The following is a 22,756-nucleotide window of genomic DNA, read 5'->3' as shown; positions in this document are numbered from 1 at the left end:
TATCAAAATATGTATTTTAAGAAGGAGTTAATACATGAGACTTAAGAATTTCAAGGTCCAAAACTATAAGGTTTTTGAGGATGAATTTAGTGTTGAATTGATTAAGCAAACAAGGAAAGAAGGAAACTTCACTATACTTACAGGAAAAAACAATATGGGTAAATCTACATTCTTAGAAGCAATAAACGAATTTTTCAAACCGAATACAAAACCACTTTGTATTCCTAGTGATTGTTTTAATAATAAATCGAATAGCATCGTACTAAAATCTGAAATGCTATTTAATAAAGAAAATGATGCTGTACTATGGACCTTACTCACAAATGAAGGTCTGATTGCTGAAAATGTCGAAGGAAACCAAATGATTAATATCTCAAAGCGTTATTCTGTAGACAAGGCGGCTACTTTTAGTGCTAGTTTTAATGGTTCTTCAATTCAGACATCTTTAATGAAAACTATAGTAAAAATTATAAATGATGAGGAACCTTACTATATTAGACCTAACATGACAACTGAAGAAATAAACAAGTTGATAAATACTATATACTCAGATGCAGTTTCCGCAAGTAGTGATAAAGGAGATGGATCATTAGATGTAATAAACAGGCAAATAAAAGATGCTATACAAGGTTTAAAATCTGACACCGATCAACTTCTCTCCAAAGTTGAAGAAAATGTTTCTCAAATACTAAATGATTTATTTAAAAATCAGGATTTTAAAATAAAAATAGAAGGAATTGAACCCAGTGGACTATCTTTAAAAGATCTTCTGAAAAATACTGATACAAAAATAACTATTGATTCTTCTTCAAAGAAAAATATGCTTTTATCAGAGCAAGGTACTGGGGTTCAAAGAATGAGTTTAATATATACTATTCAAGATATTATTAAACAAAAAATTGGAAATTTAGGCAATAGAATGCTACTTATTGATGAACCAGAAGCATTCTTACATCCGGAAGCAACTAGACAACTAAGCAATTCTCTATATGATATTGGAAATAAAATGCCTATTATAATAACAACCCACTCTCCAGTGTTAATAAATTTGGAGAACGATCATACGGTGATAGACATTTTTAAAATTGATAGGAACAATTCCGATGCAATAACTCTTTTTACATCAGAGAATAATCAATTCACCGCCGATGATTTACAAAATATGAAAATATTAAACTATGTCGACTCTTATGTAAACGAATTCTTTTTCTCCGATAAAAATATAATAGTAGAAGGCTTTACTGAAAAATTAGTATTAAAATATATCCAGAAAAAATTTAACACACCATTTCATATAGTGAATGCTAATGGGAAATCTACAGTTGGAACAATAATGAAAATCCTTAATCAATTTGGTACTCCTTACTATGTACTTCATGATACTGATTGCAATCCTGAACATCAATCTGTTACGCTAAAATCAGCAAAGACAATATGCAACACAATCCTATCTAACAAAACCGAAAATTCTAAACTGTGGGTTCAAAACTTTACTTTTGAAAAAGTTTTTTATAATAGTGTAATACCACCTGATAAAAAAACTAGCCATATATATAAAATTCTAGATTCAACCGAAGAAGATAATGCACTTTATAATATAAAACAAGATATATTACAAACTTACAATAAGATATTTGAACTAGGAATTGAAGAGTTGGAAAGTGATGTAATAAATTCGAATGTTTTAAATATAAGTAATCCAGATGAATATGATAATATCTTCTCACAATATATATTCGACTAAATTTTAAAATTCGACTTTATTAGAACCTTTTCAATATAGGACTATTAACAATCAAATTAATATTAGATATAAACAAAACTATTTATCGTCAAAAAATAAAAAAGAACAAACCTTAAAATTATATGATTTTAAGGTTTGTTCTTTTTTAAAATTTTTTAAATTACGAGTCATTTTTTCAGCTTCGTAGTCGGAGAATAGCTAATATTTAACAGAGATTTTCTTCCTAAATTGTTCACTTATTTTATTTTTCCAAATTTTTCCTTCTATTATATAGGGTATTATTCTGTCATAGATCCAAACTCTTTACTGCGGTATCTTTGTCTTCCTGGGTGATCCCAATATAGCGTAAAGTCTCCCGTTGTGAAGAATGGTTGAGCAGCGACTGAATGATCTCTGTTTTGGTCCCTTGCTTGTACAAAAAGTAGCCGAAGGTCTTGCGCATCGAATGGGGACCAATTTCTTTTAACCCAACCGCCGTTCCTGCTTCATGAATGATCCGCCAAAGGCTTTGTCGGGTCAAAGGCGTATCTGCTCCTTTTCGACTTGGAAACAAATAATTGCTGAAGTCCTGTACTTGCAGCTGCTCAGGAAATTCGGATTGAACATAATCGAGAATCACTTTTCGCAATTTGTTCGAAATGAAGACCGAATTGTGTTTAGCTGTTTTTTGTTCCTTCATAGCCAGACGTTCTTTGACGATCACCCTTCCACGTGAAATTTCTAACACGTCACTTAATTTCAACTGCCTTAAATCGGAGATTCGATACGCTGTATTGATCCCGATCGAAAAAAGCACCAAATTTCGTTGCCCATATTTTCCGGAAGCCAAAATTGCCTTCATGGCATCGATCTTTTTTTTGTCGCGAATCGGTTCCACGCTCTTCATTTTTAGCCACCTCTCAAATGTTACTTAATATGATTATAACAGATAATAAGTCACATTTAAACAAGCTATAGAAAAAAGGCTCTAAAAGAAAAGTGATTTCCTCTTAGAGCCTCTAAGGATAGAGCGATTTTAACGAATGTGACAGAATCCGATTGTGTCACATCAGTAAAATTTATGGAATATATTTAAGCAGATACTTTTTAATAGCACTTTTCTCAGAATGTCTTGCATAAGACCATTAAAATCAATGATTTTTATTCTCTACATTTGATATTTTATCTGATAGATAATCAGTGATCACCAAAAGCACACCAAACGTCAACATTACATCTGCAATATTAAATACAGGGAAATTTAGAAAATCAAGACGTAGCATGTCAACTACATAGCCAATCCTTATTCGATCTACTAAGTTTCCCAATGCACCTGCAATAATAAAATTCAGGCCACTCGTCAGAATCTTTTTTTTACTTTTTAACATTAGCCAACCCAACATAGCGATTATGGGCACCGATATAACAATCAATAAGTTTGTATTATTACTCAAAATCCCCCAAGCTGCCCCACTATTTTGTATATAGGTCAGTGAAAAAATATCGGGAATAATGACTCTTTCTTCATATAATGCAAAAATATTAACTGTCAATAATTTAGCAATCTGATCTACACTTAGAAGAACGAATATTGATATTACACTTACAAATAACATGAAAGCCCTCATCATCTAAATATTTATTTATTGAATAAATTTGAAAGTTTTTCCCATAACAACAATATAGTTTCCTTGTTATTAAAAAAAGGTATTTGCACAGTATCTAAATTTTCAAATAATCCAGCTGCCTGATCATAATAATCTGCTAAGAATGTAGCTTGTTCATTCAAAAGAGCATTTGCTTCTTCAATATTGCCATTAGCTATTAGATCTTTGATTGTTTGTAAAATTTCTTCTCTATTCATTGAGTTCCTCCGTATCAAAATATTTACCTCAATTACTTAACACATCAGCTAATAATCACAAATTAACACTGATAAAGATAAATGATACTATAATTAAAACTAGGAATATTTGAGTTAAACAGCCTAAGCAGCCTCTGTTACTTCTATAGGAACCATGATTACCATGATGTTCTTTTTTGTAAGTGTTACTTTTATGGTGGTCATCTCTATAATAATCTTTTTTGTGATGGTGTCCCACAAAATTCACCCTCTTCCATAGTGTGTTCAAACAGAACTTTTAAAATAGTTTTTATATGTTCATCATTCAAGGAGTAGTACATATACTTTCCTTTACGCTCTGCTGAAACCATCCTATTACTTTTCAACTTAGAAAGATGATGCGATGTTGCTGTGTGTGATCTTTGGACCAATGACTGTAATTCAGAGACATTTCTTTCTTGTTTCGACAAAAAAAACAGTATTTTTAGTCTGGTTCGATCATTGAGTACTTTTACGATTTTCTGGGCTCCCTCAACTGATCTTTCTAAATCCTTATTTTTCATTTAGAATCTCCGTCCTATAATTTTCACATTTCTTTTTGAGGAATTAATAATCTCAATCCGTTAAAAATAACCAACACAGTACTTCCTTCGTGAGCTAAAACTCCTATTCCTATAGTCATTTTACCTAAAAAGTTTAATGATATTAATAGCAACACAATAAACATTGAAAAGATAATATTCTGCCAGACAATTTTATTTAATCGTCTAGATACTTTATGAGCATAAACTAAATTCGATATGTCATTCTTCATTAGAACCACATCCGCTACATCGATAGCAACATCCGTTCCATCGCCCATAGCAATTCCTACATCCGCATTAACTAAAGCTGGCGCATCATTGACTCCGTCACCTACCATTGCAGTTAGTCCATATGAATCCTGTTGCTGTTTAACAATTTTCGCCTTATCTTCCGGTAAAACATTAGCAATTACTTGACCAATCTTTAGCTCATTGCCAATCGATTCACCCGTAAGTTTAGCATCTCCTGTAATTAAAGTAGTGTGAACACCTTGATCATTGAAGTATTCTATTGCATCTTTTGCATTCGAGTTAGGGACATCCATTAATGCAATTAAACCTATAACTTCCTTATTAATTGCTATTAAAACAACAGTCTTTCCGTCTTTTGAATACTCATTAACTTTTTCTTTTATGTTTTTATCATAACTGTTAAATTCCGAAGGTTTAGAAATTCTATACTCATTATCATTGAATGTTGATACTAATCCTCTGCCAACCTCATTTTCTACTGATAGTGTTTTTGTCTCCGTATGTGGAAAATTACTAACTATAGCAGTCGCTAAAGGATGATTTGATTCTTTTTCCATTGATACAATAACGTCGATTACCTCTTCTTCGTCGACCCCATCAATGAAATATTGATTTGTAACAACGGGTTTTCCTTTCGTCAAAGTCCCTGTTTTGTCAAAAGAAATAGCTTTAAGTTCCCCTAAATTAGATAAAAATGATCCCCCTTTAAACAGTACACCTCTCTTAGCTAAATTAGAAATCGCTGATAAAGTAGCTGGTACCGCACTAGCTGCTAATGCGCAAGGTGAAGATGAAATTAAAAATACAATACTTCGATATAAAGTTACATTCCAGCTCCATCCAAAAACTGTTGGACCCAAGACCAATATAAATGGGAAAATCATCAATACTAAGGTCACATACTTGGGCTCTAACCTCTTTATGGTTGTTGCTGTTTTACTCAAATTTTTCTGCGATTGATCAACTAGTTTTAATATTTTTGCAAATACAGTATCACTACTATCTTTTGAAACTTCCATAACAAACGAACCGGTACCATTAATTGTACTTCCGAATACATCGTCACCTACTGTTTTTTCTTTTGGAATACTTTCACCGTTTATAGACGACTCATCGATTGATGTTGTTCCAGAGATTATTTTTCCATCTGTAGGCACTTGTCCTCCATTTAAAACTTGCACTTTATCTCCGACCACTAATTGATCAACTGACACGACTTCAACAGAGTTGTCAATTGATAGTCTTCTGGCTTCCGTGGGATTTAGCTTTAGCAGATTCGTAATTTCTCTCTTACTCTTACCCTCTGCGTAATCTTCTAAGAAATGTGCTCCTGCAAAAATCAAAATTAATAGACCAGCTTCCTCGAAACTGCCAATAATCATTGCAGCAGCTGCTGCTAATACCATTAAAAAATGAATATTAGGCATAAATTTTTTTGTTTTCAAACTATCTTTTATTGTATCTCCAAAGCCCTCTATGATTACATGGTACCCTGCAGAAACCACCGTAATACTAAATAACATGTTAGAAAGTATAAGTAGATCTTCTCCTAAAAATAGAGCAATTAAAAATGCGATTAACCCAATGAAGTAAAAATACACTGGGATATTCCCATGGCTGTGATCGTGTTCTTCATTATGTTTATGCTCAGTACCCCCATGGTTACTAGTCTCGTTTTTAAGAGAATGATTTTTGTTGTTGATTTCATCTTTGTCCATTTATATTACCTCCTAAATATTGTTTATGATTAATCATAGTTTTTGAATTCTTTGTTTTCATTTAAAATCTCATCCACATTTCGCCGATAAAAATCATGCTCTTTCAACCACTCCTTAAAGCTACCCTCAGATAACTGATAGATTCCTTTTATTTCTTGGTTATTGAAACCTAAGCTAAGTAATTTTAAATATTTTTCTAAAGTTAAGTCTCCAATTTTTTTGTTTTTGGAGCTATATCCTAGAAACCGTCCCAACAACTGAATTTCTTTTTTTAGTTCTGTATGATCACTATCTAACCAGTTAGGATTTTCATTTAAAAGCTTAATCAATTTTCTCCGTATTTCTTTTTTTCTTTCTTTTGACATCTTACTCATCCTTTAGTTAATTTAATAATATTATAAATGACCAATCACACATATGTCAAATCATTCATATGTTTTTTTAAAAAATACGGTTTTTCTTCTGTGTAATTAGCTTCGACCGATTACTTTTGAACATATAGTACCAATTTTTACCTAAATTTACGTCGATATCTAAACCACATTCTATAAATGAGATTAAACTATTTTGAAAAATATTGAAATAATTATCTAATTTATATTCTTTATACTTTTCTTTAACGTATTAAAAGTTAATTCTATTACTTCGAATAGTTTAAAAAAAGGTGTATAAATCAAATGAAAAATCTAGCGTAATAAAGCATACTGCCTTAAACACTAGATTTTTCTAAAACAAAAAAATTTGCAATTCTATAAGCCTATATAAGTCGCTGGGTCCACAAAACCGGACCACAATCCTGTAGACATGCCCAAGTGAAGGTGAACTCCAGTAGAATTACCCGTCGTTCCCATCCCTCCTAAGTATTCTCTTGAAGAGACTGACTGGCCTACTGATACCGCCGGTGGTGTACTCATATGCATATAATAACTATACATACCGTTAGAGTGTTTTATAATCACATGATTTCCAGTAGACGGTCCATAACCTGCCGCAACAACTTCTCCGGAATTAATTGAATAAATCGGAGTTCCAGTAGATCCGGTAAAATCTAAACCGTCATGCTGATTTCCAGAATATCCTGTAGGATCTGAGCGAAACCCAAATCGGCTTGAAATATTAATAGAATCCAGAGGCCTAGTCCAACCATTATTTGACGAACTAGACTCCTCGGTTGATGGAACATCTTTTTCTTTGGAAGACAAATCTACGTTGCTTTTTTCTTCATCCGATACAACATTTTCTTCAGATTTACTTGTCTCGCTTGGATTTTCTTTTATTGGTTTTTCATCAACCAATTCCGCATTCTCTGCTGAATTATTATTACTTGTCTCTTGTTTCTTAGATACTTCCAAATCAGCCATTCTTTTAGCTTCTTCTTCAATTTTTCGTTGCTTTTCCAAAGCCTCTAAAGCTAATTTCTTTTTCTTTTCTGCCTCATCTCTTTCCTCAATGAGTTTCTGTTTCTTTTCTTCTTCAGTATTTAGGGATAAGGATAATTCAGCTATTTCTAATTCTTGTCCCAATTTGATATCTACTAAGTTTCTCTGTTTCTTATCTAATTCAGAAGATTGATCTTCGATGTCAGCTAGTTTTTTTTCTAATTCTTTTTCAAGTACAACACTTTTTTCTATATCCATCTGCTGTTGTTCCACTATACTATTACTCGCGTTCATAATCGTAATAGAGGCAACTGCTTTATTTATTGCATCACTAATAGATTCTGAACTGAGTAATGTCTCCATTAAACTATTTGATGAATCAGAAGTTTGAATATCTCTAGCTTGATTTCTTAGTAAATCTTTTCTTTTGTTAATCTTTATAGTGAGCTCCGTTATTTCTTTAGAAATTTCATTTGCTTTTTTTTCTGTAACTGATTTATTTTCGAGTATTTCTTTAATCTCGGCATCAATTTTCTTAATTGAATTATCGGTATCTAACTTTTGCTCCTCTATGGTCTTTGTTTCTTTCTTTATAACATCAATTTTCTGTTCCTGTTTACCGATCTCATTGTCTAGATCCTCCGCATATGCAGAAACCACTGACATAGAAAACAACATTAAAATACTGGAAATAAAAATATTTTTTTTCACAAACAGTTCTCCTATACTTTTAATAAATATTATTTATATAAAGCATAGCAAATAGAACAAATAATATTCGAAATAATAGAATTTAAAACAAATAGAAACAAATAGAAATATTTTGTCATATTTTTGAAATACAAGTAACCGATTTTGATAGTAATCCGATGGATACTCAACAATATCTGATTACACCTTGTAGCATTAAAAAAGATATACCACTCCCTGTTAAGCTTTTTCTTATCCTATCTCAATTTTACGTAAGTGTGAGGATTAAAGGATTTTAGCCAATTAATTCCCTTTGTAATTCTCATCTTAATAATAAGCTTTTCTTAAATTGAAATATCAGAGACTTGTAAATCTAAAAATTTTCTACATTTACAGTTCATGAGTAACCAGTGGCTTCCTACAAGTTATTCCCATTGGAACCAATAACATCTTTATACCAACAAAAGGATTTTTTCTTGTATCTTTCAAAGTTTCCTTTCTGGTTGTCATTTCTATTGACATAAATCAACCCATATCTCTTTTTCATCTCCCCTGTGCTTGAACTGACAATATCTATAGGACTCCAAACCATATAGCCCCAGACTTCCACACCCTCATATATCGCTTGCTTCATTTCTATTAAATGAGATTTTAAGTAGTTAATTCTGTAATCATCATTAATTGAACCATCTTCTGTAAATTTATCTACTGCCCCCAATCCATTTTCTACAATCATTAAATGAATATGGTTCTGTTGCAAAGTTTTAAATCTACTATCAAATAAGGTAGAATAATAGAAAAAGATAGCAGGAGGAATGACGATGAATCATTTTAAAGGAAAGCAATTTCAGCAGGATGTGATTATTTTAGCCGTGGGCTACTATCTTCGTTATAACCTTAGCTATCGTGAAGTTCAAGAAATCTTATATGATCGTGGCATTAACGTTTCTCATACGACGATTGGTTCTGTTGCAAAGTTTTAAATCTACTATCAGATAAGGTAGAATAATAGAAAAAGATAGCAGGAGGAATGACGATGAGTCATTTGGTTCTGTTGCAAAGTTTTAAATAAAGAATAAAATCCCTTACGGTATCTATGATTTAAGCTGGGATTCCCAATAATACCTTGATTTCAGTACAGACCGAAAACCCGAAGAGAGTGCCTTCTTTTCGGGTTTTCTTATATAATCCTCGAATGGCTTCCATGCCTTTAATCGTGGTAGAGGCAGTGCGTAAACTTCGATAGAATTTATTGCGTCTCTTTACTGGACGATGGTCTTGTTCAATCAAATTATTCAGGTATTTAATGGTACGATGTTCTGTCCCTTGATAAAAGCCGTATTCTTTTAGTTTCTTAAAGGCACTTGTAATAGAGGGGGCTTTATCTGTGACTACAACCTTCGGTTCATCAAACTGCTTCACTAACCGCTTAAGAAAAGCATAGGCTGCTTGTGTGTCCCGTTTTTTACGTAACCAAATATCTAAGGTTAAACCATCTGCATCGATGGCTCGATACAAATAATGCCATTTTCCTTTAATTTTGATGTACGTTTCATCCATTTTCCATGAATAAAAGGATTTTTTATTTTTCTTTTTCCAAATTTGATAGAGTAGTTTGCCATATTCTTGCACCCAACGATAAATCGTCGTATGAGAAACGTTAATGCCACGATCATATAAGATTTCTTGAACTTCACGATAGCTAAGGTTATAACGAAGATAGTAGCCCACGGTTACAATAATCACATCCTGCTGAAATTGCTTTCCTTTAAAATGACTCATCGTCATTCCTCCTGCTATCTTTTTCTATTATTCTACCTTATCTGATAGTAGATTTAAAACTTTGCAACAGAACCTACAAAATTAACTTCTCAATCCAATTCCCTTATTCACCAGGTAATAACAAATTCCATAAAGGATAATGATGAATCCAATAAGAAGTGATAATGAAATCACAATTGGAACATCAGTGGTTCCTAAAAACCCATATCTAAATCCGGAGATCATATATACTATGGGATTGATTTTAGAAACAGCTTGCCAAAAAGGAGGAAGCATTGATATCGCATAAAAACACCCCCCAAGTATGTAAGAGGCTGTAAGACAAAAGTTGGAACAATCGAGACATCATCATAAGATTGAGCAAAAACCCCATTGATTAGACCCGCAAGTGAGAATAATATTGCCGTCATTAGTAATGTGACGATTACAATAAGCCAAGAATGAACATGTAGCGGAACAAAGAACAATGATATCAACGTAACTAAAGACCCGACCAGGATACTCCTGCCAAGTCCTCCCACTACAAATCCCCAGATGATAATATGTGTAGGTACAGGAGCAACTAATAGTTCCTCAATATTTTTCTGGAATTTTTGTGAGAAGAAGGAAGATGATACATTTGCATATGAACTTGTAATTGCTGACATCATTATTAAACCTGGTACAATAAATTCCATATATGAAAAGCCGCCCATATCACCAATACGGCCACCAATCATTTTCCCAAAAATAATAAAGTACAAAGAAGTTGTAATAACGGGTGGTACCAGTGTTTGTACCCAAATTCGAAGATACCTATTTGTCTCTTTTATTGCTAAGCTTTTCAATGCTGTATAATAAATATTAAACATGATTCTCCTCCAGTGTTTTTTCTTCTGTGATTTTCAAAAATAATTCTTCTAACCGATTTGACTTATTCCTTAGTGACAAAACTTTCACTTCTTGATCATTTAATTGTTTAAAAATATCGTTTACACCTTGATGGCGCTGCACTACGACTACTAATGTTGTATCATCTTCATAATAATAATCATACCCGACAATTTCTGGGTTATTCTCACAAGATTCTAAGTCAAAAATAAAGGTTTCGTACTGTAGCTTTGAAAGGATATTTTTCATACTAGTGTTCTCGATTAACGCACCCGATTGAATAATACCGATATTTCGACAAAGAAGCTCTGCTTCTTCTAAATAATGTGTTGTAAGAATGATAGTTGTTCCTTGCTGATTCAAATCTCTTAAGAAGTTCCACATATCACGTCGCAACTCTATATCTACTCCTGCAGTTGGTTCATCTAAGATAAGTAAATTAGGTTCATGCATTAATGCTCGTGCTATCATTAATCTTCTTTTCATTCCTCCAGATAACATACGTGCTCGCACATTTCTTTTTTCCCATAAGTTTGATTGCTTTAAATATTTTTCAGCTCTACTCAGTGCTTCTTTTCGTGAAACGCCATAGTAACCTGCTTGATTGACAACGATTTGTTGGACTGTCTCGAAGGGGTTGAAATTGAATTCCTGAGGGACAAGCCCAATTTTTTGTTTTGCTCGTACTAAATCTGTATCAATGTCATAGCCGAATATTTTGACCTCCCCCGAAGTTTTATTTACTAATGAAGTAATAATTCCGATGGTCGTGGATTTTCCTGCCCCATTTGGTCCCAGAAGTGCGTAAAAATCTCCTTCATCTACTGTTAGATCAATTCCTTTCAAAGCCTCTACACCTGTAGCGTAAGTCTTTTTTAAATTCTTAATTTCTAGTGCATATGACATTAATGAATCCTCGCTTTCCCGCTGTAAGTTACATACTATCTTCTATTGACTTAAATAAAATCATGCAACCAAGAAGGTCACATGACTTTATGAATTTTTGAAATTACTTCGCTCTTTTTTTAGCGACTATATACAAACCAAAAATCAGAATAAGGATATTCAAAAGTGCACCTAATCGAATAGGAAGATTTAAAAATTTAGCAACCGCAAAAGCAAATATAACACCAAGAATACGTGCGGCGGTTCGCTTTTCTTCTGTCATCAGTTATTGCTCCTCTTGCTCATTTAATCTTGTATTTCTAAGAATTTCCTGATAATTTTTGTTTCCTCCAGATAAATTGTAGACTCGTCTGAAACCTTTTTTCAGTAGAATATTTTGGGCTGCATTTCCAGTAACGCCTTTATTACAATAAGTTACTGTCACGCATTCTTTACCCAATTCCTCATATCGATCTCTTAACTCAGCTAAAGGTATGTGAATTGCTCCCTCAATTTTCGAAGTTTCAAACTGTTTTCTTGATCTGGTATCAATAATTTGTAATTTTTCGCCGCTATCAATTCTTCTCAATAGCTCTATAGGGGTCATTAACGGGGTATCATTATTTATATCGTTGTTCAAAGCCATCCCAGTATAATGAATGGGATCTTTTGTTGTAGAAAAAGGTGGGGCATATGCTAAATCCAAGTGAAACAAATCTTCAGCAGTTGCGCCAAATGAAATAGCAGTAGCAAACACATCGATACGCTTATCTACCCCATCATAACCAATGATTTGTGCCCCAAGTATCTTCCCATTTTCTTTATTTGCGATCGCTTTGATCACCATTTCTTTACCCTTCATATAGTCCGGTTTATTAGGTTTAATATTATACAAAGTAGTTATGGCTATATCATTTGCTAAAGCATCTTTTTCTGTAAGACCAGTTTGAGCGATTGTTAAATCAAAGAATCGTAAAATACCAGTTCCTAAGATTCCCTTATGTCGTAGATCGCCACCGGTAATAATATCTCCTGCTATCCTTCCCATTTTATTAGCTGTTGAAGCTAAAGGTCGATAAATAGGTAGCCTAGTTATACGATCAAAACTTTCTGCTACATCACCCACGGCATAAACATTTGGAAGATTGGTCTCTAACTTATCGTTTACTTCTATAGCTCCGGTAATTCCTAATTTAATTCCCATGGATTTTGCCAATGCGGTGTTAGGCTTTACTCCGGTAGCTAATACAAAAATATCTGCCGAAAAGATAGTTCCTTTAGCCGTTTCAATAGACTTCAGACTACCATCACCGTTAATTTTTCTGACGGTTTCTTCAGGGAAAAAGGCAATGTTTTTCCTCTTCATTTCATTAATGATTCTTGAAGACATGTCCCAGTCTAAATGTGACATAGGATATTTACTTCGTTGAAGTAACGAGACCTCAAGACCTAATCTCTGAAACTGCTCGGCCATTTCTAAACCAATATATCCAGCACCAATGACAACTGCTTTTTTGGGCTCGTTCTCATCTACAAACTTCTTGATACTTTTCCCACTCGAAATGTTCTTCACCTGAAAAACATTCTCAAAATGTCTATTAACAAATATTTCTGGGGTATTATAAACCGATCCTGTGGCAAACACTAAAACATCAAAATTATTCGTAAATGATTTTTTTGTAATTAGATTGATTCCGTGAACCAATTTTTTTTTATAGTCAACCTGAGTTATTTCATGAGAGGTGTGAATATCTACGTTGTACCTTTTTTTAAACCATTCAGAATTACGAGGCGTCAGTTCATCAAAGTTTTCCACTTCTCCCCCCACTGCATATGGAATCCCACAAACTGCGTAAGACACATCCATATCTTTATCATACAAAACAATCTCTGCATCTTCCGTATTTCTTCTTGCTTTTGCAGCGACACTTGTTCCAGCAGCGACAGATCCAATAATGATGATTTTCATTTCTCCACACCTATCCTTTATACGTTCTTGATTTCACTCAAAGATTCCGGATTTATGAACCAGTCTTTTGTTTTATTAGAAACCTTAACTAAAAGTAACATAACTGGCACTTCCACAAGTACGCCTACGACTGTTGCTAAAGTTGCTCCCGACTGTAATCCAAAAAGTGATATTGATACCGCTACTGCCAACTCAAAAAAGTTACTTGCTCCTATCATTCCAGCAGGAGAAGCAATATTATGTGGCAACTTCCAAAATCTTGCCCAACTATAAGCAATTGTAAATATTAAAATCGTTTGAATCGTTAAAGGAATTGCAATCAATAAAATATGCAATGGATTAGCAATAATTCTTTCACCTTGGAAGGAGAAGATAATGATCAGAGTTAGTAATAAACCAATAATCGTCACTGAATCAAATTTCTTCAAGAAGACATTTTCAAAATAGGTTAAACCTCTTTTTTTTATGATCAACACTCGAGTAATGAAGCCTAAAAACAATGGAACAACTACAAAAAGAACAGTAGACAGTAATAAAGTAGCTAAGGGGACACTTACATTATCAACACCTAACAAGAAAGCAACAATAGGTGCAAATAATACTAGGATAATTAAATCGTTGATTGCGACTTGAACCAAAGTATAGGCAGAGTCACCTTTTGTTAGGTAGCTCCACACAAAAACCATCGCTGTACATGGTGCTGCTCCTAGAATAACTGCACCAGCGACGTATTCTTTTGCTAGTTCTATTGGAATCAATTGTTGGAAAATCACATAAAAAAAGAGTGCTGAAATGCCATACATCGTAAACGGTTTAATAAGCCAATTAGTAACGCACGTGATAACTAATCCCTTAGGTTTTTTAGCAGCACGAACAATACTGGTAAAATCAATTTTTAACATCATAGGATAAATCATCAACCATATCAAAATAGCCGTTGGAATTGAGACCTGAAAATACTCAAATTGACTTAATGTATCAGGGATAGCTGGCGCAAATTGTCCAATCAACACGCCGACAATCATGCACAATATTACCCACAGAGTTAAATACTTTTCAAAAAAACCCAACCCTTCAGATTTACCTTTTGGTTTCATTTTTACTTTCCCCCTATTTTAGATCCTTCTTTTACTTTACATACACAGTTGCCTTCATTATTTACAAGTAATTGTTGAATAGATTCCATAAATTCTACAACAAATTCTTCCCTCAACGAATAATGGTGCCATTGTCCTTTTTTACTTACACAAACAACACCCGCTTTTTCAAGTACTTTCATATGATGAGAGAGTGTAGGTTGTGTAAAATCAAAATATTCAAGTAAATCACATGCACATAAACTGCCGCAAGAAAGCACATCTACTATTTTCATGCGATTTGGATCCGCTAGAGATTTTAATACTAATGAAAGAGATTCATAATTCATTCTTTCGACCCTCCTTATATAGATGATTATCTATATACAATATAGATAATCATCTATATAAGGTCAAGTTATTTATTCATAATTTCTAAATGAATTGAAAGTAATAGCATAGTTAGTAGTATCACTAAAGGTTATCTATGGGAAAATCTAGCATAGAAAAAGTGTCCAAGAATATCTAATCTTGAACACTTTTATAGTATATAGCAACCAAAGAGTGATCATAAACTCTTAAGTTTCTGACCCCATCCAATATTTGTCCTAATACTCATAAATCTAAATTTTAATTGAACAATGATTTAGTTACGAGTTAATGAACACGAAAGCAAAGTAATACTTATTAATTATGGTATCTAAAAAGAGTGTCCAGAAAATCGTCATTTTATGAACATTCAAACATTCACTTGAATATAGATGGATGTTCTGATACAATACATTCAAACAAACATTTGAATGTAAAGGGATGATCGTATGAATAATGAAATTTGTGAAATAACTTGTATTCATGAAGACAAAGTTAATCGTGCTAAATCTAAACTAGCAAACTTTGATACTCCGTCAGTAAGTGGTTTCTTTAAAATATTGTCAGATGAAAATCGACTTAAAATTGTACATGCTTTAGTTCATGAAGATGAGCTATGTGTTTGTGATATTGCTAATATCATTGATGCTTCGGTCGCAACAACTTCACACCATCTGAACTCCTTAAAAAAATTGGGAATAGTTGATAGTCACAAGGATGGTAAGTTAGTCTACTATTTTATTAAAAATATCAAAATCTTAAATCTTATGGAGCTTGGCGTAAATTTTAAAGAAGAGGTGCTAGCATGAGTGAGAAAATGACCGAAAAAACCTATCGAATAGAAGGATTAAGCTGTACAAATTGTGCAGGTAAATTTGAAAAAAATGTAAAACAGTTGCCAGGAGTTACGAGTGCAACAGTAAACTTTGGTGCAAGTAAGATTTCAGTAGAAGGCCAAACAACAATTGAAGAACTCGAAGAAGCGGGAGCCTTCGAAAATCTTATCATTCGTGATGATCAAGAAAATGATGAACAAGTTAGATCAAAAGAGTCTTTTATTAAACGGAATATCGCTTTAATCATCTCTCTTGGTTTTATACTTGTTGCTGTGATTTCCCAACTATCATTGGGCGAAGATCATTTATTAACGAAAGCTCTTTATATATTGGCAATAATAATTGGTGGATTTGATTTATTTAAAGAAGGGTTCTCTGATTTGATCAAATTGGACTTCTCCATGGAATCTTTAATGACTATTGCAATTATTGGGGCCGCATTTATTGGAGAATGGGCCGAAGGTTCTATTGTAGTAATACTATTTGCTATTAGCGAAGCTTTGGAACGATTTTCAATGGATAAAGCAAGACAGTCGATTCGTTCTCTTATGGATATAGCTCCCAAAGAAGCTCTTATCAGGAGAAACAATGTAGAGCAATTAGTCAGTGTCGATAAAATCGATATCGACGATATTATGATCATTAAACCCGGACAAAAAATAGCCATGGATGGGCTTGTTATCAACGGTCATTCTTCAGTAAATCAAGCAGCAATAACAGGAGAATCGGTTCCTGTTGAAAAACAGTTAGATGATGAAGTGTTTGCAGGAACACTAAATGAAGAAGGTGTTCTTGAAGTCAAAGTAACAAAAAAAGTAACGGATACAACGATTGCCAAAATCATTCACTTAGTTGAAGAAGCGCAAGGAGAACGAGCTCCTGCACAAGCCTTTGTAGATAAATTTGCAAAATACTATACGCCATTCATAATTATTATGGCCCTTTTGATAGTGGTTGTTCCTCCGCTATTCTTTGGTGGTGACTGGAATAAATGGCTTTACCAAGGGTTATCCATTTTAGTTGTCGGATGTCCTTGTTCATTAGTGATCTCAACACCTGTTTCAATTGTTTCGGCTATTGGTAATGCAGCAAAAAATGGTGTTTTAGTAAAAGGCGGAGTCTATCTGGAAGAAATTGGTCATTTGAGAGCAATTGCTTTCGATAAGACTGGAACCTTAACAAAAGGAAAGCCTGTCGTAACGGATTTCATTGCAACCAGTTCTGAAACTGATATAAATTATCTATCGATTATTTCATCGTTGGAATCTCTTTCTCAACACCCATTAGCTTCTGCTATATTAAACGAAGCGGATAAAACTAATGTGGATTACAAGTCAATACAAATCGAGGATTTCCAATCTATCACAGGTAAAGGACTTACAGGTATACATCAAAACATACGTTACTATATTGGAAGCCCTAAACTGTTTTCTGCATCAGTAATCGAAGAAACAGCGGTCAAAGTACAATACAGACAATTTCAAGAACAAGGGAAAACCGCCATGTATTTCGGTACTGACGAACAAATTTTAGGAGTAATTGCTGTCGCGGATGAAGTAAGAGATTCAAGTGCTGCCGTTATTTCTGAACTCCACAAGTTGTCAATTGAACACACTATTATGCTTACTGGTGATAATACTAAAACCGCTGAATCTATTGGTAAGCAATTAGGTGTGACTGAAATAAAAGGAGATCTAATGCCTCAAGAAAAATTAGATTCGATTAAAGCGTTGCGGACAACTTATAATAAAGTAGCAATGGTGGGCGACGGCATTAATGATGCACCAGCATTAGCTGCATCGACGGTTGGTATTGCAATGGGCGGTGCAGGAACAGATACGGCTCTCGAAACTGCTGATGTTGCTCTAATGGGCGACGATTTACAAAAATTACCATTCATTGTTAGACTTAGCCGCCAAACTCTAAAAGTAATTAAGCAAAATATCACCTTCTCATTAGGTATAAAACTATTAGCTCTACTACTAGTCATACCAGGTTGGCTAACACTATGGATTGCTATTGTAGCAGATATGGGAGCAACGCTTTTAGTAACATTAAACGGATTACGATTGATGAAAGTTAAATAACACAACAAATAAAAGAAGGCATGTTTATAAGCGTGCCTTCTTTTTATGATACATTTTTAGTTTTTTTGAACGCTAGTTATGAAGCAAACTATGCGCCATTTAAATATTAAAATGACAAGGCCCTAAAAGAAAAGTGATTTCCTCTTAGAGCCTCTAAGGATGGAGCGATTTTAACGAATGTGACAGAATCTGATTGTGTCACATTAGGGTTTTGATATTTTCGGTAAGATTTGATTATCTCAGAACATTAATATTGTCCCTTTAAAAAATTTTGTCAGTACTTTTAAGTTATTATATTCTGAAAATTCAAAATTTTCAGTCTATATCATTAACTTATATTCAGTTTTACCAAATGATAAGCTTTAAAAAGTATTCAGAATTTAGTCATGTTATGGATCCAATAAAGTAGATATGGAATATTTATTTTCTCTTGTCTAATTTGTAAGAATATGATTTGTCAAAGAATTAAAGCTATGAATTATTCAGGAATAAAAATTATTTTTAATAACAACCTATTATCCTTTCCAAGCTTGTAGATATTTTGGTTTAGATGTTTTTTATGTGAGTTCAATTGGTTCTGTTGCAAAGTTTTAAATCTACTATCAAATAAGGTAGAATAATAGAAAAAGATAGCAGGAGGAATGACGATGAATCATTTTAAAGGAAAGCAATTTCAGCAGGATGTGATTATTGTAGCCGTGGGCTACTATCTTCGTTATAACCTTAGCTATCGTGAAGTTCAAGAAATCTTATATGATCGTGGCATTAACGTTTCTCATACGACGATTTATCGTTGGGTGCAAGAATATGGCAAACTACTCTATCAAATTTGGAAAAAGAAAAAGAAAAAATCCTTTTATTCATGGAAAATGGATGAAACGTACATCAAAATTAAAGGAAAATGGCATTATTTGTATCGAGCCATCGATGCAGATGGTTTAACCTTGGATATTTGGTTACGTAAAAAACGGGACACACAAGCAGCCTATGCTTTTCTTAAGCGGTTAGTGAAGCAGTTTGATGAACCGAAGGTTGTAGTCACAGATAAAGCCCCCTCTATTACAAGTGCCTTTAAGAAACTAAAAGAATACGGCTTTTATCAAGGGACAGAACATCGTACCATTAAATACCTGAATAATTTGATTGAACAAGACCATCGTCCAGTAAAGAGACGCAATAAATTCTATCGAAGTTTACGCACTGCCTCTACCACGATTAAAGGCATGGAAGACATTCTAGGATTATATAAGAAAACCCGAAAAGAAGGCACTCTCTTCGGGTTTTCGGTCTGTACTGAAATCAAGGTATTATTGGGAATCCCAGCTTAAATCATAGATACCGTAAGGGATTTTATTCTTTATTTAAAACTTTGCAACAGAACCGTTCAGGGCGTATGGCGACACAAAACGAAAAAATGGTTTCAATAGATATGCTTTTGAAAAAAGCACTCCATACTCTTGTCTTTTAAGGAAAAACGATTGCGATTATAGGAGTTTTTCTTTTCCCTGCTTTTGTTATTATTCTCTCTTTTCATCAGTAAATGAAAGTCGCTGATAAAAAAAATCAGGACATTTACTCCTTGTCCCCCTTCACAAAACGAACACTTGTTCTTATAATGGTTCTAAAGGAGTGATTATCCATGAAATATTTGAATGACGAATATCAAGACCGGGGTATGAAAAAATGGGCGGGCTTTTTCTTATCTGAACACACAGCTGAACAGGAAAAAATTCAAAAAGGATTGGCTCACATCAATTCCCCAAAGCCCCAAATGTCCGAACAAGAGATTGGCGAGGTGCTTCAAGTGGCTAGATTAAAAAATAAGTCCGTTGCCATCCAAATCGAGGCCATCGATAACGAAGGAAATTATTACGATTAATATGCCACTGATGACGGTGATTTGATTTTTCTTTCCTAAAATACACCTTTGCATGATTTTTTCCTCCTGTTTGTTGTTTGTAATGTAAGTCTACTGGATTGAATCAGATTAAGAATTGATCCTCATCAAGAAGTGGTTTTCCTTCGAAAATAGTTTTTCACTGCGCGGTCTTTTTTGTTTTACTCTTTCGTATAACTCTATGATAGCTCCTTTATTGTTTTTAATAATTGATGACAATCAAGTTTGAATAAACGATTTTTAGCATGTATTTAAAATAGATAAAGCTGATAATTTCTGTTCAGAAATTATCAGCTTTTTTGACGATTTAGGCTTTCGCCAAGGGTAAGCTTCATTCCCTACAGATACAAATTTAAAAAGCTGTAGATATTCGCTCACCCTTTCAGCTAATATCATGATGCAGTCTAATAAGCACCACTTAATTCCGCTTTTGTTTTTTCGGACCCTAACAACCGCAAGCCGTTTAAGATGACGAGGATTGTGGAGCCCTCATGGAATAGTACTGCTAAAGGAAGTCCCAGAACGCCGAACATATTTAAAGTAATCAAGCTGACAATAACAGCGATGGAGAAAATGACATTTTGAATAATGATTTTATTTAATTTCTTGCTTAGCTGATAGCTATAAAACAATTTAGACAAATCATTCTTCACTACAACGACATCAGAGGATTCCATTGCGACTGACGAGCCACTTCCCATCGCAATTCCGATATCTGCATTCGCTAGCGCGGGCGCATCATTGATCCCATCGCCAATCATCCCAACAACTTCTTCTTTTCCTTGGCTTTTTAAGACAAAATCTATTTTATCTTCCGGTAACATGGAAGAAATATAGTCATCTACCTTTACTTCCTTTGCAACCTGTGCCGCAACCTTTTCGTTATCTCCCGTTAAAAGATAAACCTTGATGCCCTCTTTTTGGAAATCCGCAACCGTACTCGCTGACTGCGGACGAATTCGATCCCGGAGTGAGAAGTAACCGACGACTTCATTTCCCTTCGCTACAAATATGGTCGTATCGCCTTTTTCCAGTAGCTTTTCAAACTGATCAAATTTATCATATTGCTTAAATGCATCCGGTTTTCCAACTAGGATTGCCCCTTTTTTAATTCCCGAACCAGCAATTTCTTCAATCGATTCCGCTTGATTCACTTGTGCTAAGTTAATCTCTTTAAAGGCAGAAACAATTGCTCTTCCGATTGGGTGACTGGATTGTTGCTCCATATAAATGACTTCTTTTAACAGCTCTTGGTCCAAATGATAATCGACCACTTGGAAGTCGCCATACGTCAATGTTCCGGTCTTATCTGTATACAAAATATTCATTGTACTTAACGCTTCCATTGCGGCTCCACCTTTAAATAAGATACCGTTTTTGGCTCCATTACTTATCGCGCTTAACGTAGCCGGTGTAGCTGATGCCATCAATGCACATGGACTAGCCACTGTTAAAAGTACCATTCCACGATAAAATGCTTCTTCTAATGGTAGGCTTAGGAAATAATATAGAAAGAAGATGAAAATAGGTATGATAATTAAAACGCCAATCACGTACTTACTTTCAATACGGTCTATAAACTTTGCGATTCGAGAAGGTTTGTTTTGTGCTTCTTCAACCATCCGGATAATATTGGAAAACATGGTTTGATTCAGTGTCTTGTTTACTTCTATATGAAAAACATTTCCTTCATTAATCGTTCCGGCAAAAACTTCCTCCTTTAACTCTTTTTCTACTGGGACAGACTCACCCGTTAAAGCCGCTTCATTCACGATTGCATTTCGGTCGATCAAGCCATCAATAGGGATTTGACCACCTTTCGATACCACGACAATGTCCCCAATAACTAACTCTTTCGTAGGGGTAACCACTACATCCCCATTTTCTTTTAGCACTTGGGCTGTGTCGGGTACTTGCGCCATTAATTCTGAAATCGCGCTGGTGGATTTGTTCGTTGCATAATCTTCCAAAACTTCTGCAGCAGCAAAAATCAATAGCAACGCCGCTCCTTCAGACTCAAAATCAATGATTACTGCACCAACTGCTGCCAAAACCATTAATAGGTCGACATTTGGTGAGCGATCTTTAATCGTTTCAACAACAGCATGTTTTGCCGCATAGAAGCCTAAAAAGAAAATTGAAATATAAAATAGTATGGAACTGTATGCATCATTTAGTGGGATAAAGATAAACCCTAAGATTGTAAATAAAACACCGACAACTAAAAATTGTCCTTGCCTACTTTTTGTTAGATACTCAACCATTTCTAAAACCTCTTTCTTATTTTTTGTTTTTTTGCTTACCAATTATTACAAATCCATTTCATCTCATCTTTTCACTCCCCTTTATTTAGAAATATATATATAAAAAAGGGCACACCTATAGAACAGAATTAACTGTCCCACAGGTATGCCCTTATTATTTACATACTCTGCTGCCGCAAAAATTGCAGCCCGGCTGCATGGACCTTTTATATGTCCACCGCCTGTTCAGATCACAATGAATATAACCAACAAACAAAATCTGTTATATTCCAAAGCTTTCATTATTTAGTTTTAATATGCTTCATTGATTCTCATGTGACTATTATAACAAATTTTTTTTGAATTTCAAATCGCTTTTCCATTATTTGAACAGGGTAGAATAGCAATCGCAGCCATAAGCTTTGTGGCGGATCGAAGTCTAGGAAATGTATGCTTCCTTAGTTAGTTCATAAAGTTTTATTTCCACTTTTTTAAATAATTTTTGATATTCTTCTCCCATTTTTTGGTAAATTTCTAATAATTGCATCAATTC

General features: G+C 34.0%; 21 protein-coding genes, 1 pseudogene and 1 riboswitch. Of the genes and pseudogenes, 6 read left to right on the top strand and 16 right to left on the bottom strand.

The features are described 5' to 3' along the window. Nucleotides 1-34 precede the first annotated feature (34 nt). Complete coding sequence (locus IGJ44_RS03985) at nucleotides 35-1,744, top strand: ATP-dependent nuclease (RefSeq protein WP_142423638.1); 1,710 nt, start codon at nucleotides 35-37, stop codon at nucleotides 1,742-1,744. Nucleotides 1,745-2,030: 286 nt separating this feature from the next. On the opposite strand, the gene IGJ44_RS03980 is transcribed toward IGJ44_RS03985, so the two are convergent. The 8 genes from IGJ44_RS03980 to IGJ44_RS03945 all read right to left on the bottom strand — a co-directional run bounded on the left by IGJ44_RS03980 (nucleotide 2,031) and on the right by IGJ44_RS03945 (nucleotide 8,949). Then, nucleotides 2,031-2,630 carry a tyrosine-type recombinase/integrase gene (locus IGJ44_RS03980; RefSeq protein WP_008382128.1) on the bottom strand — a complete coding sequence of 200 codons (600 nt, stop codon included), beginning with the start codon at nucleotides 2,628-2,630 and terminating at the stop codon, nucleotides 2,031-2,033. A gap of 244 nt (nucleotides 2,631-2,874) precedes the next feature. Beyond that, nucleotides 2,875-3,339, bottom strand: coding sequence for a signal peptidase II (lspA, locus tag IGJ44_RS03975; RefSeq protein ID WP_034706604.1), 465 nt, complete (start codon nucleotides 3,337-3,339; stop codon nucleotides 2,875-2,877). Between the two features lie 23 nt (nucleotides 3,340-3,362). Beyond that, complete coding sequence (locus IGJ44_RS03970; RefSeq protein ID WP_029486039.1) at nucleotides 3,363-3,587, bottom strand: hypothetical protein; 225 nt, start codon at nucleotides 3,585-3,587, stop codon at nucleotides 3,363-3,365. A gap of 206 nt (nucleotides 3,588-3,793) precedes the next feature. Beyond that, nucleotides 3,794-4,129 (bottom strand): ArsR/SmtB family transcription factor, encoded by a 336-nt coding sequence (locus tag IGJ44_RS03965; RefSeq protein WP_051661423.1) that lies wholly within the window; start codon nucleotides 4,127-4,129, stop codon nucleotides 3,794-3,796. A 23-nt stretch (nucleotides 4,130-4,152) separates the two neighbouring features. Next, complete coding sequence (locus tag IGJ44_RS03960) at nucleotides 4,153-6,120, bottom strand: heavy metal translocating P-type ATPase (protein ID WP_074536934.1); 1,968 nt, start codon at nucleotides 6,118-6,120, stop codon at nucleotides 4,153-4,155. A gap of 29 nt (nucleotides 6,121-6,149) precedes the next feature. Then, a complete protein-coding gene (locus IGJ44_RS03955; protein ID WP_430606150.1) occupies nucleotides 6,150-6,485 on the bottom strand; it encodes a hypothetical protein in 336 nt (111 codons plus the stop codon). 384 nt (nucleotides 6,486-6,869) lie between these two features. After that, entirely contained in the window at nucleotides 6,870-8,210 is a 1,341-nt protein-coding gene (locus IGJ44_RS03950; RefSeq protein ID WP_074536936.1) for a murein hydrolase activator EnvC family protein, read from the bottom strand. Between the two features lie 397 nt (nucleotides 8,211-8,607). Next, nucleotides 8,608-8,949 carry a family 1 glycosylhydrolase gene (locus IGJ44_RS03945; RefSeq protein WP_074536937.1) on the bottom strand — a complete coding sequence of 114 codons (342 nt, stop codon included), beginning with the start codon at nucleotides 8,947-8,949 and terminating at the stop codon, nucleotides 8,608-8,610. 61 nt (nucleotides 8,950-9,010) lie between these two features. Here IGJ44_RS03945 and IGJ44_RS03940 point away from each other — a divergent pair, with 61 nt between their 5' ends. Further along, nucleotides 9,011-9,172, top strand: a complete 162-nt coding sequence (locus tag IGJ44_RS03940; protein WP_427369336.1) for a hypothetical protein — start codon at nucleotides 9,011-9,013, stop codon at nucleotides 9,170-9,172. A gap of 118 nt (nucleotides 9,173-9,290) precedes the next feature. Here IGJ44_RS03940 and IGJ44_RS03935 read toward each other — a convergent pair whose 3' ends face one another. The 7 genes and pseudogenes from IGJ44_RS03935 to IGJ44_RS03905 form a co-directional block, all read right to left on the bottom strand. Beyond that, a complete protein-coding gene (locus IGJ44_RS03935) occupies nucleotides 9,291-9,971 on the bottom strand; it encodes an IS6-like element IS1216 family transposase (RefSeq protein ID WP_185938661.1) in 681 nt (226 codons plus the stop codon). Nucleotides 9,972-10,229: 258 nt separating this feature from the next. Next, nucleotides 10,230-10,822, bottom strand: a pseudogene (locus tag IGJ44_RS03930) (ABC transporter permease); the annotation flags it as partial. Then, nucleotides 10,815-11,747 carry an ABC transporter ATP-binding protein gene (locus IGJ44_RS03925; RefSeq protein ID WP_074536950.1) on the bottom strand — a complete coding sequence of 311 codons (933 nt, stop codon included), beginning with the start codon at nucleotides 11,745-11,747 and terminating at the stop codon, nucleotides 10,815-10,817. The pseudogene IGJ44_RS03930 and the gene IGJ44_RS03925, both read right to left, overlap by 8 nt. Before the next feature lie 103 nt (nucleotides 11,748-11,850). Further along, on the bottom strand, nucleotides 11,851-12,009 hold the full coding sequence (locus tag IGJ44_RS03920) for a hypothetical protein (protein WP_175445301.1): 159 nt from the start codon (nucleotides 12,007-12,009) through the stop codon (nucleotides 11,851-11,853). 3 nt (nucleotides 12,010-12,012) lie between these two features. Then, nucleotides 12,013-13,695, bottom strand: a complete 1,683-nt coding sequence (locus IGJ44_RS03915) for an FAD-dependent oxidoreductase (protein ID WP_430606148.1) — start codon at nucleotides 13,693-13,695, stop codon at nucleotides 12,013-12,015. A gap of 17 nt (nucleotides 13,696-13,712) precedes the next feature. After that, the gene (gene arsB / locus IGJ44_RS03910) at nucleotides 13,713-14,792 is read right to left on the bottom strand and encodes an ACR3 family arsenite efflux transporter (protein ID WP_218193595.1); all 1,080 of its coding nucleotides are present in this window, start codon (nucleotides 14,790-14,792) and stop codon (nucleotides 13,713-13,715) included. A 2-nt stretch (nucleotides 14,793-14,794) separates the two neighbouring features. Further along, the gene (locus IGJ44_RS03905; protein WP_074536842.1) at nucleotides 14,795-15,121 is read right to left on the bottom strand and encodes an ArsR/SmtB family transcription factor; all 327 of its coding nucleotides are present in this window, start codon (nucleotides 15,119-15,121) and stop codon (nucleotides 14,795-14,797) included. Nucleotides 15,122-15,589: 468 nt separating this feature from the next. On the opposite strand from IGJ44_RS03905, the gene IGJ44_RS03900 reads away from it, so the two are divergent. From IGJ44_RS03900 to IGJ44_RS03885, 4 genes are all read left to right on the top strand, one after another. Continuing rightward, nucleotides 15,590-15,949 (top strand): ArsR/SmtB family transcription factor, encoded by a 360-nt coding sequence (locus tag IGJ44_RS03900; protein ID WP_074536946.1) that lies wholly within the window; start codon nucleotides 15,590-15,592, stop codon nucleotides 15,947-15,949. Continuing rightward, nucleotides 15,946-18,063, top strand: coding sequence for a heavy metal translocating P-type ATPase (locus IGJ44_RS03895; RefSeq protein ID WP_001291323.1), 2,118 nt, complete (start codon nucleotides 15,946-15,948; stop codon nucleotides 18,061-18,063). The genes IGJ44_RS03900 and IGJ44_RS03895 overlap by 4 nt, the downstream gene beginning before the upstream one ends. 647 nt (nucleotides 18,064-18,710) lie before the next feature. Beyond that, complete coding sequence (locus IGJ44_RS03890; protein WP_430606146.1) at nucleotides 18,711-19,391, top strand: IS6-like element IS1216 family transposase; 681 nt, start codon at nucleotides 18,711-18,713, stop codon at nucleotides 19,389-19,391. Between the two features lie 311 nt (nucleotides 19,392-19,702). Beyond that, on the top strand, nucleotides 19,703-19,942 hold the full coding sequence (locus tag IGJ44_RS03885) for a hypothetical protein (protein WP_002316697.1): 240 nt from the start codon (nucleotides 19,703-19,705) through the stop codon (nucleotides 19,940-19,942). A gap of 422 nt (nucleotides 19,943-20,364) precedes the next feature. Here the strand turns inward: IGJ44_RS03885 and IGJ44_RS03880 are convergent, their stop codons facing one another. Continuing rightward, nucleotides 20,365-22,224, bottom strand: coding sequence for a heavy metal translocating P-type ATPase (locus tag IGJ44_RS03880; RefSeq protein ID WP_002337545.1), 1,860 nt, complete (start codon nucleotides 22,222-22,224; stop codon nucleotides 20,365-20,367). A gap of 130 nt (nucleotides 22,225-22,354) precedes the next feature. Continuing rightward, nucleotides 22,355-22,463: riboswitch (NiCo riboswitch) on the bottom strand. Between the last annotated feature and the right edge of the window lie 293 nt (nucleotides 22,464-22,756).

Source organism: Enterococcus sp. DIV1368d, from assembly GCF_050542975.1.
GTDB lineage: Bacteria > Bacillota > Bacilli > Lactobacillales > Enterococcaceae > Enterococcus_D > Enterococcus_D casseliflavus.
Note: the sequence above shows the minus strand (reverse complement) of the source record. Positions and strands in the feature narration are given on the sequence as shown.

Excerpts from the sequence above, each read along its gene's own strand:
- IGJ44_RS03965 (WP_051661423.1), bottom strand. The coding sequence starts at position 4,129 with ATGAAAAATAAGGATTTAGAAAGATCAGTTGAGGGAGCCCAGAAAATC.
- arsB (WP_218193595.1), bottom strand. The coding sequence starts at position 14,792 with ATGAAACCAAAAGGTAAATCTGAAGGGTTGGGTTTTTTTGAAAAGTAT.
- IGJ44_RS03970 (WP_029486039.1), bottom strand. The coding sequence starts at position 3,587 with ATGAATAGAGAAGAAATTTTACAAACAATCAAAGATCTAATAGCTAAT.
- IGJ44_RS03920 (WP_175445301.1), bottom strand. The coding sequence starts at position 12,009 with ATGACAGAAGAAAAGCGAACCGCCGCACGTATTCTTGGTGTTATATTT.
- IGJ44_RS03925 (WP_074536950.1), bottom strand. The coding sequence starts at position 11,747 with ATGTCATATGCACTAGAAATTAAGAATTTAAAAAAGACTTACGCTACA.
- IGJ44_RS03890 (WP_430606146.1), top strand. The coding sequence starts at position 18,711 with ATGAATCATTTTAAAGGAAAGCAATTTCAGCAGGATGTGATTATTGTA.
- IGJ44_RS03885 (WP_002316697.1), top strand. The coding sequence starts at position 19,703 with ATGAAATATTTGAATGACGAATATCAAGACCGGGGTATGAAAAAATGG.
- IGJ44_RS03900 (WP_074536946.1), top strand. The coding sequence starts at position 15,590 with ATGAATAATGAAATTTGTGAAATAACTTGTATTCATGAAGACAAAGTT.
- IGJ44_RS03915 (WP_430606148.1), bottom strand. The coding sequence starts at position 13,695 with ATGAAAATCATCATTATTGGATCTGTCGCTGCTGGAACAAGTGTCGCT.
- IGJ44_RS03935 (WP_185938661.1), bottom strand. The coding sequence starts at position 9,971 with ATGAGTCATTTTAAAGGAAAGCAATTTCAGCAGGATGTGATTATTGTA.
- lspA (WP_034706604.1), bottom strand. The coding sequence starts at position 3,339 with ATGTTATTTGTAAGTGTAATATCAATATTCGTTCTTCTAAGTGTAGAT.
- IGJ44_RS03985 (WP_142423638.1), top strand. The coding sequence starts at position 35 with ATGAGACTTAAGAATTTCAAGGTCCAAAACTATAAGGTTTTTGAGGAT.
- IGJ44_RS03955 (WP_430606150.1), bottom strand. The coding sequence starts at position 6,485 with ATGTCAAAAGAAAGAAAAAAAGAAATACGGAGAAAATTGATTAAGCTT.
- IGJ44_RS03980 (WP_008382128.1), bottom strand. The coding sequence starts at position 2,630 with ATGAAGAGCGTGGAACCGATTCGCGACAAAAAAAAGATCGATGCCATG.
- IGJ44_RS03895 (WP_001291323.1), top strand. The coding sequence starts at position 15,946 with ATGAGTGAGAAAATGACCGAAAAAACCTATCGAATAGAAGGATTAAGC.
- IGJ44_RS03960 (WP_074536934.1), bottom strand. The coding sequence starts at position 6,120 with ATGGACAAAGATGAAATCAACAACAAAAATCATTCTCTTAAAAACGAG.
- IGJ44_RS03905 (WP_074536842.1), bottom strand. The coding sequence starts at position 15,121 with ATGAATTATGAATCTCTTTCATTAGTATTAAAATCTCTAGCGGATCCA.
- IGJ44_RS03940 (WP_427369336.1), top strand. The coding sequence starts at position 9,011 with ATGAATCATTTTAAAGGAAAGCAATTTCAGCAGGATGTGATTATTTTA.
- IGJ44_RS03880 (WP_002337545.1), bottom strand. The coding sequence starts at position 22,224 with ATGGTTGAGTATCTAACAAAAAGTAGGCAAGGACAATTTTTAGTTGTC.